Below are 16,333 nucleotides of genomic sequence, written 5' to 3' on the forward strand. Positions count from 1 at the left end.
GAGAAGTCTCGCGGGACGGCTTCAATGGCGTCGGCTGGAACTATTCAAGCTTCATGCCAAGCCCTTCGTTACCAAAACCCTTGACTAGTGAATGGGTTACGGCGGGAGCGCCGGATGTTCGCGGATCCGTTCCGCACGCGAAACTTGCGATCTGCTCAATTCTTGTGCGGCGCACAAGACTTGTGCAACAGCTCAGGCAAAAGGCTTCAGAGCATCTTGGCAGCCGCCCCGGCCGCGCTGCATCCTATTGATAACACTACGTCTTTACGATTGACCCGAACGGCACGCGACTTGCATTTCCTGTCACGTCAACGAAGACTGCGGCTCGCCGCATTGTTGCAGCCTCTGGCGGCTGCATCCCGGAAGCTCACTGCTTCGCGGCCCTCACCGGCTCAGTCCTCGTGACGCGATTCTCACGGCTTCCAACTCTCCATACCGCTCGTGCGTGGCAAGACAGCCCGCACGGCCAAAGATGTTCAGCCGCGCTCTCGCCAGGGGCGCGTCGATCTCACTTACGAAGCAAAGGAACCATTGATGTCGTATCTCGCGCCTTCGGAATTCGTCACCAAGATGGTGGATGCGGGCGAGTCCAAGATCTTCATGTCCACCCGGGATACCATCATTCGCGCCTACATGGCCGGCGCCATCCTCACGCTCGCCGCCTGGTTCGCCGTCACGATCAACGTCAATACCGGCCAGCCGCTGGTCGGCGCGCTGTTGTTTCCGGTCGGCTTCGTCATGCTGTACCTCTTGGGCTTCGATCTCCTGACCGGCGTGTTCGTGCTCTCGCCGCTGGCCCTGATCGACAAGCGTCCGGGCGTCACGCTCGGCGGCGTGCTGCGCAACTGGGGTCTCGTGTTTATCGGCAATTTCGCAGGCGCTTTCACCGTCGCCTTCATGATGGCCTTCGTCACGACCTTCGGCTTCACGCAGCCGCCGGACAAGGTCGGTACCGCCATCGGAATCATCGGCGAAAGCCGAACGCTCGGCTACGCCGCGCATGGTGCGGCCGGCATGGCGACGCTGTTCATGCGCGGCATGCTCTGCAACTGGATGGTCTCGACCGGCGTCGTCGGCGCCATGATCTCGACCTCGGTCCCCGGCAAGGTCATCGCGATGTGGATGCCGATCCTGGTGTTCTTCTACATGGTGTTCGAGCATTCCGTCGTGAACATGTTCCTGTTCCCGTCCGGCTTGCTGCTCGGCGCAAAGTTCTCGATCCTCGATTATCTCATCTGGAACGAGATCCCGACCGTGCTCGGCAACCTCGTCGGCGGCCTCGCCTTCACCGGCATGACCCTCTACGCCACGCATGTCATGACCTTGCCGAAGCGCCAGGTCGACAAGGCTGCGAAGCCCCGCGTCGCGGCCTGATCGAATACGTCTCGACAGGGGAGCCTTGCCCGAGCAGGGTGAGGCTCCCCTCCCCTGGTGATGACGATGACCCGCGGACTCCTGATTTCGGTCGGCCAGCACTCCGACAAGGGCCGCAAGCCCGTCAACCAGGACTTTCACGGCGTCCTCATTCCAGAGGAGCCGCTGCTCGGCCTGAAGGGCATCTCTGCGGTCCTCGCCGACGGCATCTCCTCCAGCAGCGTGAGCCAGATCGCCAGCGAGTCGGCGGTCAAGAGCTTCCTGATGGACTACTACTGCACGTCGGAATCCTGGACGGTGAAGACCTCCGCCCGCCGCGTGCTGAACGCCACCAATTCCTGGCTGCATGCGCAGACGCGCAAGAGCCAATATGCCTATGACCGCGACAAGGGCTATGTCTGCACCCTCAGCGCCATGGTCATCAAGGCGACCACCGCGCACATCTTCCATGTCGGCGACTGCCGCATCTACCGCGTCGCCGGCAAGGCGCTCGAGCAGCTGACCGACGACCACCGCATCATCGTGTCGTCCGAGCAGACCTATCTCGGCCGTGCGCTCGGCATCAATCCGCAGCTCGAAATCGACTATCAGGCGCTCGAGGTCGAGCCCGGCGACACCTTTCTGCTGGCGACCGACGGTGCCTATGAATTCGTCGATGCGCGCTTCATCACGAGCGCGCTGAACGAGCATGCGGCCGAGCTCGACGGCGCGGCAAAGGCGATCGTCGAGGAGGCCTACCGGCGCGGCAGCGACGACAACATCACCGTCCAGATCCTGCGCATCGATGCGGTGCCGCAGCGCGAGCCGTCCGCGCTCTTCAACCAGACTTCGGACTTGCCGCTCCCCGCGCTGCCTGAACCCAGGGCGCTGTTCGACGGCTACCGGATCGTCCGTGAGATTCACGGCAGCAGCCGCAGCCATATCTATCTTGCGGTGGACGCCGAGACCGAGCAGCCTGTCGCGCTCAAGCTGCCGTCGATCGATCTGCGCGACAACGCCGCCTATCTTAAGCGCTTCCTGATGGAGGAGTGGATCGCGCGCCGGATCGATAGTCCGCACGTGCTGAAGCCGCTGTCGCAGTCGCGGCGGCGCAGCTATCTCTACGTCGCGACCGAATTCGTCGAGGGGCAGACCCTGAAGCAGTGGATGACGGACAATCCGCGCCCCGATCTCGAAACCGTACGCGGCATCATCGAGCAGATCGCCGCGGGCCTGCGCGCCTTTCATCGCATGGAGATGCTGCACCAGGACCTCAGGCCCGAGAACATCCTGATCGACAAGACCGGCACCGCCAAGATCATCGACTTCGGATCGGTCAGGGTCGCCGGCGTCGCCGAGGCCGCGCCGCCGGACGAGGCCGATGAAATCCTGGGCACGGTCCAGTACACGGCACCGGAGTATTTTCTTGGCCAGGGCGGCTCGCCGGGCTCCGACATGTTTTCGCTCGCCGTGATCTGCTACCAGATGCTGACGGGAAAGCTGCCTTACGGCACGCAAGTCGCCAGGATCCGGCGCAAGGCGGATGTGCGGAGGCTCAAATATCGCTCGATAGACGACGACCGCAACGTGCCGGCCTGGGTCGATGGCGCGCTCCGGCGCGCGCTTCATCCCGATCCCTACAAGCGGCACGAGGATCTATCGGAGTTCGTCTTCGAGCTTCGCACCCCCAACCCGGCCTATCTCGACACGCGGATCACGCCTCTCCTGGAGCGCAGTCCGCTGATGTTCTGGAAGCTGACCTCGGCCATGCTTGCCTGCGCCGTCGTCGTGCTGCTGGCGCTATTGCATGCACGCTGATAGAGCCCGCCCGCCCACCACATGATCAGCGGTGAGCGATGCAGCCAGACGCCGGCACACACCAGCGCAAGCAAACCCTCAGGCCGACGTCGTGATCTCGGCGACGAAATCGCGATAGGAGCGCAAGGCACGGCCCAGAATATCGGTCAGACGCTCCACGTCGCCGGCCTCGGGGATCATTCCCTCCGTGAGGAACCGCTCGCTCATCACCCGCATGTCGAAAGCCATCCAGCCGGGCATGAACTGCCTGAGGTTCTTCTCGAACCCCGCGGCGTCATCGCCGCCATAGGTAATCGTGCGGCCGAGCACGTCCGACCAGATTGCGGCAGCCTCGGCACCCGTGAGCGTATCGGGACCAACGAGGTTGATGCGCTCGCGCGGAAGCGGCGTTGGGGATGTCTCGCGGCGGATCAGCTCGATCGCCGCGATCTCGCCGATGTCGCGCGCGTCGATCATCGCAAGTCCCTTGCTGCCGATCGGCATGGGGTAAACGCCGTATTCGGTCACGGCATCCTTGATCATGAGCTCGTTGTTCATGAAATAGGCGGGGCGCAGGATGGTCGCCTTGAAGTCCATCTGCTCGATCATGCGCTCGACGCCGAACTTGCCGGCGAAGTGCGGCACGTTCACATAGAGGTCGCTGTGAATGACCGACAGGTAGACGAGCCGCTCGATGCCGGCCTCTCGTGCGAGGTTGAGCGCAGTCAGCGCCTGGGTGAATTCGTCCGGCACGACGGCGTTGAGCAGAAACAGCGTCGAGACGCCCGAGAACGCGGCGCGCAGGGAATCGACGTCCAGCAAATCGCCCAGGGCGACGGCGACACCTGCGGGGAGGTTGGCCTTCTCGGGATTTCGGACGAGGGCGCGCACATTGGCGCCGCACTTGACGAGTTGCTCGACGACGTTGCGGCCGATCGTGCCGGTGGCACCGGTAACGAGGATGGTCATGGGATCACTCCGGTTCGGGTCTGAAGACATCCAGAAATTAGTGATCCACATGCGAGCCGATAGACGCTATATTTGGACATCCCGTCTCATTGGTGGAACAGATGGATTTGCTTGCGCTTGCCGACTTCAATCTCGTCGCGCGTCACGGAGGGTTCGGAAAGGCCGCGCGCGCCGCGGGACGTCCGAAAGCGACCTTGTCCCGGCGCGTGTCCGAGCTCGAGAGCAGCCTCGATTTGCGTCTGTTCGAGCGCGGCGGGCGCTCCCTCAAACTTACCCAGGAGGGACGAGCGCTTTACGAGCGGACCGGAGCACTCCTCACCGAACTCGACGAGACGGCGGCAGCGATCGCCTCGGGCGGAGACAAGCCAAAGGGCAAGTTGCGGATCAACGCTCCCCTGCTCTTTTCACAAAGTGCCATGGGCCGGCTCGCGGCCGGCTTCGCGCTGAGGCATCCGCAAGTCCGGCTCGAGGTCACCACGGATGATCGCCACGTCGACATGATCGAGGAGGGTCTTGATCTCGTGATCCGTGTCAATCCCGATCCGGATGAAAGCCTCGTCGGCCGCATCTTCTTGCGCGACCGACTGGTGGTCGTGGCCAGCCCCACCCTGAAGCGACCAAGGGGTGATCTGGCCGTTTCGGCCGTGGTGCGCGGAAATGACGAGACCGCAGCCTGGGAAATCAGGCGACCAGCCGGCACATCGCGTATTGCCGTCGACCCTGTGCTTCGCCTGTCATCGCTGATGATGGTCCGCGACGCGGTTCGAACTGGCGTCGGTGCCGCACGGCTGCCGCTGTCGCTCGTCAGCCACGATCTTGCCGCAGGCACTCTGGTGCGATGGGGCGACGTCGACGGGTTCGACATCGCCCTCTGGACGCTCTATCCCTCGCGACGATTGCTCAGTGCACGCGTCTCCGCCTTCCTCGATTATCTCAAGGACGCCTTTCCGAAGGGAACGCCCGACGAACTGGCGGCCTACATCGGGGGATGACGGGATATTGAGCCCTCACGCCGGCTCCCCGGCCTTCACGCCCAGCGGCTTCGGCGCCATGCCGCCGCCGGGCTTGAGGTGGAATTCGTAGGTCATCAGGTGCCACTTGCCGCTCGCCCTGGTGCCATCGGGCATCTCAGGGTCGTTGCGCGGCTCGACCTTGGCGACGAGGTCGTCCTTGACGCCGAACACCACGTCGGAATCCAGATATTTGTCGCCGTCCATGAACACGTGCGTGATCAGCGGCTCGTAACCCTTCGCGTTGACCAGGAAGTGCACATGCGCCGGACGCATCGGATGGCGACCCGTCTGCACGATCATCTCGCCCACCGGACCGTCGGTCGGGATCGGATAGCTGCACGGCAAGATGGTCCGAAAGAAGAAGCGGCCGTCGCTATCGGTGATGAAGCGGGCCCGCGCCGAGGCACCGACCTCGTCATAGTTCGGCTTCTGGGAATCGTAGAAGCCGTCGTCATCGGCATGCCAGACGTCGACCGGGACGCCCGCAAGCGGCTTGCCCTTGAGGTCGGTGACGCGGCTTTGCACGAACATCCGTTCGCCGGTCTGGTTGTTCGGCGAGATGTCGGTGCCGTGCGCAGTCACCTTGTGCTCGCCGACATAGAACGGACCCAGCACGGTGGTCTGGGTGGCGCCGTCGCGGTCGCGATGGTTGACGGCGTCGACCAGCATGGAGACGCCGAGCACGTCGGACAACAGAATGAATTCCTGGCGAGTGTCGGTGCATTTCTGTCCGGTACGGGTCAGGAAATCGATGGCGTAGTCCCATTCCTCGAAGGTCAACCCGGTCTTGCTCACGTAATCGTGCAGCGACTTCACCAGTTCCTGGAGCAGGAATTTGGCGCGCGGATCGGGCGTGCTGTCGAAGCTCCTGACGACGGCTTCGGTGAGATCGGTCTCGTTGAACTGGGTCATGATGGGCTTGCCCTGTGTTTTTCTCGTACGCCCTTGTTGGGGCTCCTTGGAGGCGTTCCGGGGGCAGCCTACACCAGCCGGCCCCCCTGCGTTAAGCGTGAGTGGCTTGGAATGGGGCCGTCATTTGGCTATCAACAGAACGACAGAACCGCCCGGAGGAACTGATGCTCGCGCCCACCCCCGCCTCGCCCGAATCCGTCGGCATGTCCAAGGCTGCGCTCGATCGCATCGATGCGCATCTGAAGAGCCGGTACATCGATGCCGGCCGCTTCCCGGGCACGCATCTTCTCGTCTACCGCCGCGGCAAGGTCGCGCACAGCTCGGTTCAGGGCTTTGCCGACGTCGAGCGCAAGCTGCCGGTCAAGGACGACACCATCTACCGCATCTATTCCATGACCAAGCCGCTCACCAGCGTCGCCTTCATGATGCTGGTCGAGCAAGGCCTCGTCGCGATCGACGAGCCCGTCGCCAAGTACATTCCGGAATGGAAGGATCTCGGCGTCTTCGTCGCCGGCACCTACCCGGCCTTCCTGACCCGGCCGCCGTCCCGCCCGATGCTGATCGTCGACCTGCTGCGCCACACCTCCGGCCTCACCTACGGCTTCCAGCAGCGCTCCAATGTCGATGCCGCCTATCGCACTGAGAAGATCGGCGAGGTCGAGAAGTCGGGCACGCTCCAGACCATGATCGAGGGCCTGGCAAAGATCCCACTGGAATTCTCGCCGGGCGAAGCCTGGAACTATTCGGTCTCGACCGACGTGGTCGGCTATCTCGTCGGCAAGATCTCCGGCATGCCGTTCGAGCAGTTCCTGAAGACGCGGATCCTCGATCCGCTCGGCATGACCGACACCGATTTCCACGTCCCGGCCTCCAAGGCACACCGCTTCGCCGCCTGCTACTCGGCGGACCCCGGCGGCGGCATGACCTTCCATGCGGGCCAGCGCCGCGAGGGCATGACGCTGCAGGACGATCCGACGACCAGTTCGTTCCTGTCACCGCCCTCCTTCATCTCCGGCGGCGGCGGCCTCTGTTCGACCGTCGCCGACTATCTCACCTTCTGCCGAGCGCTGCTCAACGGCGGCGAGCTCGGCGGCGTCAGGCTGATCGGGCCGAAGACGCTGGCGCTGATGGCGAGCAATCACATTCCCGGCGGCCGCGCGCTGCCGGAAGTGTCGCGCTCGATGTTTGCGGAGGCCGCCTATAACGGCATCGGCTTCGGTCTCGGCTTCGCCGTGACGATGCGCCCCGCCGAGACGCTGATCGCCGGCAGCCCCGGCGAATACAATTGGGGCGGGGCGGCAACGACCTCGTTCTGGATCGATCCGGCCGAAGAGTTGATCGCGATCTTCATGACGCAGGTGCTGCCATCGAGCGCCTACCCGATCCGCCGCGAACTCCGCAGCATGGTCTATGCTGCGATCACCGAGAGCAATCTGTAGCCGGCGGTCGCGCCCCGCGGCCGCTGGCCGCGGGATCGCGCTCTCCAAAGCTCATTTACGGACGCTCATTTGAGCATCTCCGGCACGATCAGACGCGGCAGGAACAGCGACACGCTTGGCCAGACGATGAGGGCCGCCAGCACGAGCAGCATCGGAACCAGCATGATGACGGTGTCCTTCAGCGCATAGCGCAGCCGCACGCCCGCGATCGAACAGGCGATCATCAGGCACAGGCCATAGGGTGGCGTCACCAGTCCGAACGCCAGCGACACGATGGAAATGATCGCGAACTGGACGGGATGGAGATCGACGGACTTGGCGAGCGGCTCCAGCACGGTGCCGACGATGATGATGGCGGGGATGGCGTCGAGGAAGCAGCCCACCACCAGGAAGCAGAAGGCGATGAAGAAGCCCGCGGCGACCGCGCCCATGCCCCAGGTCGAGACATTCGCCAAGAGCTCCTGCGGGATCTTGTAGTAGGCCAGCAACCAGCCGAACGCGCTCGCCGTGCCCACGCAGAACAGGGCAACGCCGGCGAGGCGCCCGGTGTCGAGCAGAGCCCTGTACAATTCGCGCAGACCCGTCTCGCGATAGAAGAACGCGGAAAGCGCCACGGAATAGAGCACCGCGACGCAGGCGGACTCGGTCGCGGTAAACCACCCGAGCAAAATGCCGCCGACGATGATGAACGGCGTCATCAGGGCCGGTATCGACCGCCAGATCGCGCATCGCATCTCGACCCAGGTCGCCTTGGGATAGGTCGGATAGCCGCGGCGCACCGCGTAGATGTGCACCGTCGCCATCTGCGCGCCCGCAATCAGGAGGCCCGGCACGATTCCGGCAAGATACATCGCCGCAATCGAGGTCGAGATCAGCCCGCCCCACACGATCATCAGGATCGAGGGTGGAATGATCACGGCAAGCACCGCGGACACCGCGGTGATCGCGATCGAGAACGAAAGGTCGTAACCTTCCTTGGTCTGCGCATCGATGAAGATCTTGGACTGGCTCGCCGCATCGGCGGTGGAGGAGCCTGAGATGCCGGCAAAGAACACCGACAGCACGACGTTGATCTGCGCCAGCGAGCCCGGCCAGTGTCCGACCATCGATCGCGACAGCGCCACCAGGCGATCGGTGATGCCGCCGATGCTCATCAGGTTCGCGGTCAGGAGGAAGAACGGCACCGCAAGCAGAATGAACGAATTGTAGGCGTTGAAGGTCTCCTGCGCGAGCATCATCAGCGACAGATGCGGCTCGATCAACAGGATCGGAACGCAGGCAAGGCCGAGCGCGAAAGCGACCGGCACGCGCACGATGAGCAGGCCGATGAAAACCCCGAACAGCAGCATCGCCGCCTGCCCGGCAGAGAGTACATTGCCGCTCATCGCCGTGCACCGACCAGGACGCGCATCTCATCGACGATCTGTTCACCTGCGAAGACGATCCAGGTCACGCCGGCAGCGGGCCACGCAACGTGAATCAGCCAGAGCGGCAGATCGGCCAGCTCCGACGTTCTGTTCCAGGCGAAGCGCGTGAACTCCAATCCGGCCACCACGAACACGAGCGCCAGCGCCAGCACCCCGAGACGCGCGAGAATCCGCACCGCGGCCTCCGACCGCCGCGACAGGTCCGGCCACACGTCGACCTCGAAATGCTGGGCTTCCCGCACACCCACCATGGCCCCAATCATGATGGTCCAGACGAACAGGAAACGCGCCATTTCCTCCGTCCAGATGTAGGAGGGAATGACGGACGTGTAGCGCGAGATGATTTGCAGCGTCACGGGTATGACCAGGATGCCGACGCAAGCAGCCAGCATGAACTCCAGCAATTTCGCATAGGCGGTCGATACGCGATGCCACAGCGACGGTGTTGAAGGGACGGGCATTTCAGACATTGGGACTCCGTGCGGCAGACCATCCGCCACGTCCGGGCAAGAAGCGTGGCTTGCCCGGACATGCTGTCGGCGGACGCAAAGATCTCAAGCGACGTTGATCTTCTCGAAAATGCCTTCCGCACCGATTTCCTTGGCGTAGGTGGCCATCACGGGGTCGGCGAGCTTCTTCATGGCGTCCCGCTCCTCGAACGGGACGCGCTTGAGCTTGCCGGCCTTCTCGAGCGTGTCGAGCTTGACGACCTCCTCGCTCGACTCGAGCTGACGGCCATAGTCTCCGGCCTCCTTGCCGGCTTTCATGATCGCGTCCTGCAAATCCTTCGGCAGGGTCTTCAGCGTCTTCACCGAGAAGCAGATCGGCCGGATCGACACGGCGTGCTGGGTCAGGTTGAGATGCGGAGCGACTTCGTAGAACTTCATCGCTTCGACGCCGGCCGCCTCGTTTTCCCCGGCCGATATCACGCCGTTCTGGATCGCGTTGTAGATCTCGTTATAGGCGATCACCGTCGGGCTCATGCCGACCGCGGCAAAAGTCTTCGACCAGATCGGGGCGCCCTGCACGCGAACCTTGAGCCCCTTGAGATCGGCGAGATTCTTGAGCGGCTTGTTGGCGAAGATGTTGCGGATGCCGCCGCCGGAATAGCCGATCAGGACGACCTCGGCCTTGGCAGCCACTTCGTCGGCGATCGGCGCCAGGATATTGGCTTCCACGACCTTGTTCATGTGCTCGATGCCCTTGAACACGAAGGGCGCGTCGATGAACGGGGCCGCCTTGGCGAAGGTCGACATGTGAGCAGGCGAGACGATGCCGTAATCGACCGCCTTGCCTTGCGACATGTACTCGAAATACTGCTTCTCGAGGCCGAGCGAGGAGTTCTTGTGCAAGGTGAAATTGACCGGCTTGCCGTAATATTTCTTCACCAGCTCTTCGAACCGGATCAGCGCCCGATTGAAGGCGTGATCGTCGTTGAACTGCACGGCTCCGTTGAGCGTGATCGGCGCTTGCGCCCTGAGGATCGAGGGCGTGCCGATCACGGCCGCCGCGGTGGTCGCACCGACCCCAGCGAGAAATGACCTTCGCTTCATCGTCTCCCTCCCTTTGATGCTCCGTCCCTGTCGCCGGGGCGTGAGTGAAGCCGGCATGCGGCTTGCGAGAGAAGCGTATGAAAATCCCCGGCGGGACGGAAGTCATTTCGCCGGCGCTGAAGGGACTCCTTCGTCGCAGGGCACCCCGCCACGACCTGCTGCACTGCAACTCGGGCCCCGCGGGCAGGCGGCGAGACCGCCTCCTCCAGAGATACGACGACGTGCGGACCTGTGCGCTGCACGCACAGACCCGCTCGCCGCCCGCGCTGCAGGCTTAGTGCATGTGGCCGATCAGATAAATGCCGCCGCCGATCACCAGAACGGCCGGCACGGCCCACAAAATGAGGACTGGCATTTGTCATCCTCCTCAATTGGACGTGCAGACCTTGACGGTCTTCATGCCGCTCTCGGCCTCAGTGCGTGATTTGTAAATCGCGCCCGAGGGGCTGACGACGGTCATTGACGCGTCCGTCGGCTTCTTGTCGACGACGGTGCACTTCTTGGTCTTGACGTCCTGGACGACATAAAACTCGTCGGCCGCGAACGCGGGCAGGGACATTGTTGCAAGCATCAATGCTGCAGTCGCGATTCTGATCTTCATTTTCTCCTCCTCCAATCGCCGGGCCCGTCCGGCCGGCGCGACGCATAAACGGGAAAAAATGGCAATTCGTTCCTCGGTGCGGGAACGCCGCGCATGGTCGGATGTTGTTGCGGCGCTTATTCCTGCAAGGAGGACGAGATGAAGAAGCTGTTCCTGCTAACCGCCGCTGCGATTCTGGTCTCGGGCGGTGCGTTGGCGCAATCGACGGTGGTGACCACCACCGGAACCGGTCACGCCACGACAATTCAGATCGAGCCGCAATACCGAACCAGGATCAAATCCTACGTCACCGAGCATCACCTGCGTCCGGTCACGACGAAGGAGAAGATCATCGTCGGGGCGACCGTGCCGAGTGATGTCGAGTTGGAGGCCGTGCCGTCCGATTGGGGCCCCGCGCTCACGAAGTATCGCTACGTCTACTCCGGTGATCGCGTGATGCTGGTGGATCCCGGCTCGCGCACGGTCGTCCAGGAAATCGATTGAGCACGGCAGGAGGCCGACCGCCTTCAAGGCGGTCGCCTTCGCGAGAGGTGATCGCATGATGTCGCATCGAGAGGCCCGGATCGCCGGGCTCGGCCTGGCGGCTGTTTACGCCATGTGTCTACTATTGACCGCAATCAGCATGAGCTGACGCGCAGGGCGTGCCGGACGGCGCTGTAACATTCCGTTGCAGACGGTCCCCCATATACGAAAATCGTGGCGCCCGGCGGGCCCCACCCGTATGGTCTGCCCAAAATCAAAATCCGGCGCCGCTGCGCCGGAACCGGGACGCCCGCGTTTGTCAAAGCTCACCCTACCGGTCCGACTCGCGCTTCTGGTCACGGGAACGATGTTGCCGCTGATCGTCTTTGCGGTCGGTATCGCCGTCTACAACTACAGGCAGGACCGCGACGACGCAACGCGCCGGGTGCTGGAGAACGTGCGCAGCATGCGCCTCGTCCTGGACTCCGAAGTCCAGCGCATGACCGACGGCCTGCAAGTGCTCGCGTTGACCAATTCGCTGCGCAACGACGACTTCCAGAGCTTCCGCCGCATCGCGCTCGGCTTCGTCGAGCAATATGGCAGGGGCGGCCTGGTGCTGATCTCCGATCGCAAGGGCCGGCTGCTGTTTTCCTCCGCGACGGAGGACACCGCAAGCCTGCCGGCGCGCGGAAATCTCGGGACCATCGAAAGAGTTTTTGCAAGAAAATCGCCGCAATATTCCGACCTATTCATCGGCGCGATCAGCGGACGGCGGGTGCTCACCGTCGAAGTTCCGGTGTTTCGCGACGGCGAGGTGATCTACGACCTCTGCTTCAGCCCGCCGATCAGCATCTTTCAGGAGCTTGTCGAGAAGCAGCGGCCCGACCAACTCTGGACCGTATCCCTGCTCGACACCAAGAGCGTCGTCTTCGCGCGCGTCCCGAACCCGAGTGAGACAATCGGAAAGCAGGCCTCCGGCGCACTGTATGACGCGATGTCTCGCACGTCAGAAGCCGCCCTTTCGAGCGTCTCGCTCGATGGAGTGGCGCTGTCTTCCGCCTTTACCAAGTCGGGCCTGACCGGCTGGACGGTCGTGGCCGGCGTCGCCGAGAGCTCGCTGATCGCGCCGCTCTGGCGCAACATCGCCATCACCAGCCTGATCGGCGGCATCCTGCTGCTGACGGGCCTCACCTTCGCGGTCAGGATGGCGACCACGATCGCGCGCGGCGAGATGCTGCACAATCTGCTGATCGACGAACTCAACCATCGCGTCAAGAATACGCTGGCCTTGATGCAGGCGATCGCCGTGCAGACCTTTCGCAGCGCCAGCCGCGACGAGCGGACCAAGTTCGAGGGTCGGCTCGGTGCACTGGCCGAAGCTCATAATCTTCTGAGCCAGGAGAAATGGGCGGGCTCCGAGCTCCGGGATGTGATCGCCCGGGCGCTTCAGCCATTCCTGCTCAACAGCCCCGACCGCATCCGCATGGCTGGTCCCGCCGTGCCGTTGTCGCCGCGTCTCGCCGTGGTGCTGTCGATGATCGTGCACGAGATCGCCACCAACGCCGCGAAATACGGTGCGCTGTCCAACGAGACCGGCCGCGTGACGCTCGACTGGGAGGTCATCACCGACGCGCCGAAGCCGCGGCTCCGGCTGATCTGGACCGAAGTCGGCGGACCGCCGGTGACGGCGCCGGTACGGCGCGGCTTCGGCTCGCGCCTGATCGAGCGCAGCGCACGCGACCAGCTCGGCGGCGAGGCCACCGTCGACTTCCTGCCGCGCGGCGTGGTCTGCACAGTGGTCTGCACGCTGGATGAGGCGCGCTGAGCCAACCGGAGTGACGTCAGCGCTGATCATCGCCGATGCCGCACGCGCTCGCGAGACGATGGCTATGTGACGGCCTGCGGCACATTTTGTCGTAAAACGTCTTTCACAAGATCTCCGTTCAAGGCCTTGCGCAACCCAGCGCCACCCATCGTGCATTTGCGAAAGCGCGCGCCTGCTTGGAGCAGGATTGGACAAAGCATGACCGCTTGAGGAAAGACCCCGAGCCTTTGCAGCGCATAGAACCTGCGCCGCCCCGTACAATTACGGGAACCTGATCCACAACCTGAGCCGATCGGGAGGAGCCACGCAATGATCGGGAACACCACACTCATGCGCAATCCCTCACACAAGGGCTTGCCGCCCCCACCTGGCGCAGAGCCGGACAATGGCCCGACCTCCGAACGGCGCGCCGCCGATGCGGAGATGGCGCGAGTGCTCAGGACCGAACCGACTCGCGTGGCACTGGACTCCTCCGGCGCCGGGATCGCCCATTGGAAACATGATCCATTGCACGACGTCGTGGAGCCCATGAGCCACCACGTGATCATGGCGTACAACGGCATGATGCAGCGCATGGAGCGGCGATCGGGGAAATCGGTTGCGATCGGGACGTTTCGCCCTGGAGTCGTGATCATCATTCCGGAAGGATCGAGCTCCCGATGGGACATTCCGAAGCCTGTCGATGTGGTCCAGCTCTATCTTCCGAATGCAACACTGAAGCGCGTTGCCGACGAGGCCGGGACCACCAAGCCGGCCGACCTGCTGGAGCGGACGGCGCATCCTGATCCGATTACGTCCAGACTGCTCTTGAGCGCAGCGGACGCGCTGGGGGGCCACGGGGCCCTGGATACGTTGTTCCGCAATCAGCTGACGGATCTTCTGGCCACGCGCCTGTTGGTCGCCCACACCGGTTCGCCACCCACGTTCCAGCCGACCATGGGTGGGCTGTCGCCGAAGGTCCTGCTCCGCGCGATCGAACGGTTGCGTTCGGACAGCGATGCGGACGTCTCGCTCGATGCGCTGGCGTCGGACGCCGGCCTCTCGCGATTTCACTTCTGCCGGGCTTTCAAGGAAAGCACCGGGCTCTCGCCGCATGCCTGGCTGCGCCAGCACAAGCTCGAGCAGGCCATGAGCATGCTGCGGGAGAGCGACGAAGCGATCGTCTCGATCGCCGCGGCGCTCGGCTATTCCTCGCAGACCGCCTTCGCCGCCGCCTTCAGGAAGCTGACGGGAGAAACACCGAGCGATTGGCGCAGACGCATGCGTTAGCAGCAATCTCGCGACAGGGACGGCAATCGCTCTGGGGCAGTCGAATATCTGGTTCGCTAAACATCTGGCATCGCACGACGCGGACGGAGACCCACGATGGACTGGAAACACCTTGCGATCGCACCGCGACGGAAAGCCGTCACGACAGCGCTTCTGTACGGGCTCTCGCTGACCGTACGCTTCACCCAGCCGACAGCCGAAGAAGCGCCGGCTGCGCAAAGCGTCAATCCCGCCACGTCGATCCTGATCAATCAGGGTTGGCCCCGAAAACCGATGGTGCCGGCAGCTTTGCGCAGCTTGCCATGGGGCCCGAGAAGCTGCCCGGCGGCATGTGAAGGCCCGGCGCTGCTGTCCTCTCTGCCGAACTGCACCGCGCCATAAGGCCCAGCGGTCTCCGTTTCACCTCTTCGCATCGTTGCCGATCGCGACAGGCTCTGCCGACGCCAGGCGGCGACGACGGCCTGCGCGCGTTCCGAGCCACCAAACCCAGGAGTTAAACCACATGCGACTGCTCGTCATCGGCGCCGGCTTTGCCGGCATGTACGCCGCCCTCTCCGCTGCCCGCCTGCGCGACATCCAGGGCGCTTCGCCTGACGACCTCCAGATCGCGCTGATCGCACCTGAGCCGACCCTGGTGGTCCGCCCGCGGCTCTACGAGCCGAAGCCGGAAACCCTGACGGCGCCGTTACTCGATGTCCTCGAGGCGATCGACGTCGACTACATCCAGGGCAGCGCCGAGACCGTCAACACCGAGGCGCGGACGGTGCAGATCACGACTGCAAAGGGGCCGAAGAAGACTCTGTCCTACGACCGCCTGGTGGTCGCCACCGGCAGCCGCCTGTTCCGCCCCAACATTCCCGGCCTTGCCGAGCACGGCTTCAGCGTCGACTCGCTCGATGACGCGATCGCGCTGGACAAGCATCTGCACGGTCTCGCCGACCGGCCGGCCGTGAATGGACGCGATACGGTCGTCGTGGCCGGCGGCGGCTTCACGGGCATCGAGGCCGCAACCGAGTTGCCCGCGCGTTTGCACAAGATCCTCGGCAAGGATGCCAGAACGCGCGTGATCATCGTCGAGCGCAACAGCGCGATCGCTCCTGACATGGGCGAAGGCCCCCGCCCCGTGATCGCGGAAGCTTTGCGCAAGCTCGGCGTGGAGACACGGCTCGGCGTGGGCGTCGCCGCGCTCGACAAGTCCGGTGTGACCCTGTCGACCGGCGAGCATATCGAAACCGAGACCGTGGTCTGGGCGGCCGGCATTCGCGCAGCACCTTTGACCGCGCAAATTCCCGCAGAGCGCGATAAATTCGGCCGGCTGCTGGTGGATCGCGACCTGCGCGTGCCCAGTGTCGCCGGCGTCTTCGCCACCGGCGATGCCGCCCGCGCCGCCTGCGACGACGACGGCAATTACGCGCTGATGTCGTGCCAGCACGCGACGCGGATGGGCGCCTTTGCCGGCAACAACGCGGCCGCGGAGCTGCTCGGCGTTCCGACCAGGCCGTACCACCAGAAGGCCTACGTCACCTGCCTCGACCTCGGCGAAGCCGGCGCGCTGTTCACGCGCGGCTGGGAGCGCAAGGTCGAGATGGTCGGCGACGTCGCCAAGAAGACGAAGCAGGAAATCAACACCGTCTGGATCTATCCGCCGAAGGCCGAGCGCGCCGCTGCGCTCGCATCGGCAGATCCGGAGCGCGTAACCAGTCTCTGAACATC

At 63.9% G+C, this 16,333-nt stretch carries 14 protein-coding genes; 8 read left to right on the forward strand and 6 right to left on the reverse strand.

The genetic code is table 11. The annotated features are described in order from the left end of the window. Positions 1-534: 534 nt before the first annotated feature. Both CO669_RS09370 and CO669_RS09375 read left to right on the forward strand, forming a co-directional pair. The gene (locus CO669_RS09370) at positions 535-1,374 is read left to right on the forward strand and encodes a formate/nitrite transporter family protein (protein WP_097659525.1); all 840 of its coding nucleotides are present in this window, start codon (positions 535-537) and stop codon (positions 1,372-1,374) included. 60 nt (positions 1,375-1,434) lie between these two features. Further along, positions 1,435-3,171, forward strand: coding sequence for a bifunctional protein-serine/threonine kinase/phosphatase (locus CO669_RS09375; protein WP_198963924.1), 1,737 nt, complete (start codon positions 1,435-1,437; stop codon positions 3,169-3,171). A gap of 78 nt (positions 3,172-3,249) precedes the next feature. Here the strand turns inward: CO669_RS09375 and CO669_RS09380 are convergent, their stop codons facing one another. Continuing rightward, positions 3,250-4,119 carry an SDR family oxidoreductase gene (locus tag CO669_RS09380; RefSeq protein ID WP_097659527.1) on the reverse strand — a complete coding sequence of 290 codons (870 nt, stop codon included), beginning with the start codon at positions 4,117-4,119 and terminating at the stop codon, positions 3,250-3,252. Between the two features lie 101 nt (positions 4,120-4,220). On the opposite strand from CO669_RS09380, the gene CO669_RS09385 reads away from it, so the two are divergent. After that, positions 4,221-5,111: a LysR family transcriptional regulator gene (locus CO669_RS09385; RefSeq protein ID WP_097659528.1), complete on the forward strand. Its 891-nt coding sequence runs from the start codon at positions 4,221-4,223 to the stop codon at positions 5,109-5,111. A 15-nt stretch (positions 5,112-5,126) separates the two neighbouring features. Here the strand turns inward: CO669_RS09385 and CO669_RS09390 are convergent, their stop codons facing one another. Next, the gene (locus CO669_RS09390) at positions 5,127-6,044 is read right to left on the reverse strand and encodes an intradiol ring-cleavage dioxygenase (protein WP_097659529.1); all 918 of its coding nucleotides are present in this window, start codon (positions 6,042-6,044) and stop codon (positions 5,127-5,129) included. 164 nt (positions 6,045-6,208) lie between these two features. Here CO669_RS09390 and CO669_RS09395 point away from each other — a divergent pair, with 164 nt between their 5' ends. After that, positions 6,209-7,483, forward strand: a complete 1,275-nt coding sequence (locus CO669_RS09395; RefSeq protein WP_097659530.1) for a serine hydrolase domain-containing protein — start codon at positions 6,209-6,211, stop codon at positions 7,481-7,483. 65 nt (positions 7,484-7,548) lie between these two features. Here the strand turns inward: CO669_RS09395 and CO669_RS09400 are convergent, their stop codons facing one another. The 4 genes from CO669_RS09400 to CO669_RS09415 all read right to left on the reverse strand — a co-directional run bounded on the left by CO669_RS09400 (position 7,549) and on the right by CO669_RS09415 (position 11,064). After that, a complete protein-coding gene (locus CO669_RS09400) occupies positions 7,549-8,868 on the reverse strand; it encodes a TRAP transporter large permease (protein WP_097659531.1) in 1,320 nt (439 codons plus the stop codon). After that, complete coding sequence (locus CO669_RS09405) at positions 8,865-9,380, reverse strand: TRAP transporter small permease (protein ID WP_097659532.1); 516 nt, start codon at positions 9,378-9,380, stop codon at positions 8,865-8,867. Before CO669_RS09405 ends, CO669_RS09400 begins: the two co-directional genes overlap by 4 nt. Before the next feature lie 84 nt (positions 9,381-9,464). Next, positions 9,465-10,463 carry a TRAP transporter substrate-binding protein gene (locus CO669_RS09410; protein ID WP_097659533.1) on the reverse strand — a complete coding sequence of 333 codons (999 nt, stop codon included), beginning with the start codon at positions 10,461-10,463 and terminating at the stop codon, positions 9,465-9,467. A 367-nt stretch (positions 10,464-10,830) separates the two neighbouring features. Next, on the reverse strand, positions 10,831-11,064 hold the full coding sequence (locus CO669_RS09415) for a hypothetical protein (RefSeq protein WP_097659534.1): 234 nt from the start codon (positions 11,062-11,064) through the stop codon (positions 10,831-10,833). A gap of 138 nt (positions 11,065-11,202) precedes the next feature. Here CO669_RS09415 and CO669_RS09420 point away from each other — a divergent pair, with 138 nt between their 5' ends. From CO669_RS09420 to CO669_RS09440, 4 genes are all read left to right on the forward strand, one after another. Beyond that, a complete protein-coding gene (locus CO669_RS09420; protein ID WP_097659535.1) occupies positions 11,203-11,547 on the forward strand; it encodes a DUF1236 domain-containing protein in 345 nt (114 codons plus the stop codon). 346 nt (positions 11,548-11,893) lie between these two features. Next, entirely contained in the window at positions 11,894-13,351 is a 1,458-nt protein-coding gene (locus CO669_RS09425) for a sensor histidine kinase (RefSeq protein WP_097659536.1), read from the forward strand. Positions 13,352-13,660: 309 nt separating this feature from the next. After that, a complete protein-coding gene (locus CO669_RS09430) occupies positions 13,661-14,620 on the forward strand; it encodes a helix-turn-helix domain-containing protein (RefSeq protein WP_198963925.1) in 960 nt (319 codons plus the stop codon). A 502-nt stretch (positions 14,621-15,122) separates the two neighbouring features. After that, a complete protein-coding gene (locus CO669_RS09440; RefSeq protein WP_097659539.1) occupies positions 15,123-16,328 on the forward strand; it encodes an NAD(P)/FAD-dependent oxidoreductase in 1,206 nt (401 codons plus the stop codon). Positions 16,329-16,333: the final 5 nt, after the last annotated feature.

It is taken from the genome of Bradyrhizobium sp. Y36, assembly GCF_002531575.1.
Classification (GTDB): domain Bacteria; phylum Pseudomonadota; class Alphaproteobacteria; order Rhizobiales; family Xanthobacteraceae; genus Bradyrhizobium.

What these genes read in the sequence shown, in the direction of transcription:
- CO669_RS09420 (WP_097659535.1), top strand. Translation starts at nt 11,203, where the DNA reads ATGAAGAAGCTGTTCCTGCTAACCGCCGCTGCGATTCTGGTCTCGGGC.
- CO669_RS09375 (WP_198963924.1), top strand. Translation starts at nt 1,435, where the DNA reads ATGACGATGACCCGCGGACTCCTGATTTCGGTCGGCCAGCACTCCGAC.
- CO669_RS09440 (WP_097659539.1), top strand. Translation starts at nt 15,123, where the DNA reads ATGCGACTGCTCGTCATCGGCGCCGGCTTTGCCGGCATGTACGCCGCC.
- CO669_RS09395 (WP_097659530.1), top strand. Translation starts at nt 6,209, where the DNA reads ATGCTCGCGCCCACCCCCGCCTCGCCCGAATCCGTCGGCATGTCCAAG.
- CO669_RS09385 (WP_097659528.1), top strand. Translation starts at nt 4,221, where the DNA reads ATGGATTTGCTTGCGCTTGCCGACTTCAATCTCGTCGCGCGTCACGGA.
- CO669_RS09370 (WP_097659525.1), top strand. Translation starts at nt 535, where the DNA reads ATGTCGTATCTCGCGCCTTCGGAATTCGTCACCAAGATGGTGGATGCG.
- CO669_RS09380 (WP_097659527.1), bottom strand. Translation starts at nt 4,119, where the DNA reads ATGACCATCCTCGTTACCGGTGCCACCGGCACGATCGGCCGCAACGTC.
- CO669_RS09390 (WP_097659529.1), bottom strand. Translation starts at nt 6,044, where the DNA reads ATGACCCAGTTCAACGAGACCGATCTCACCGAAGCCGTCGTCAGGAGC.
- CO669_RS09405 (WP_097659532.1), bottom strand. Translation starts at nt 9,380, where the DNA reads ATGTCTGAAATGCCCGTCCCTTCAACACCGTCGCTGTGGCATCGCGTA.
- CO669_RS09430 (WP_198963925.1), top strand. Translation starts at nt 13,661, where the DNA reads ATGATCGGGAACACCACACTCATGCGCAATCCCTCACACAAGGGCTTG.
- CO669_RS09410 (WP_097659533.1), bottom strand. Translation starts at nt 10,463, where the DNA reads ATGAAGCGAAGGTCATTTCTCGCTGGGGTCGGTGCGACCACCGCGGCG.
- CO669_RS09425 (WP_097659536.1), top strand. Translation starts at nt 11,894, where the DNA reads ATGTTGCCGCTGATCGTCTTTGCGGTCGGTATCGCCGTCTACAACTAC.
- CO669_RS09400 (WP_097659531.1), bottom strand. Translation starts at nt 8,868, where the DNA reads ATGAGCGGCAATGTACTCTCTGCCGGGCAGGCGGCGATGCTGCTGTTC.
- CO669_RS09415 (WP_097659534.1), bottom strand. Translation starts at nt 11,064, where the DNA reads ATGAAGATCAGAATCGCGACTGCAGCATTGATGCTTGCAACAATGTCC.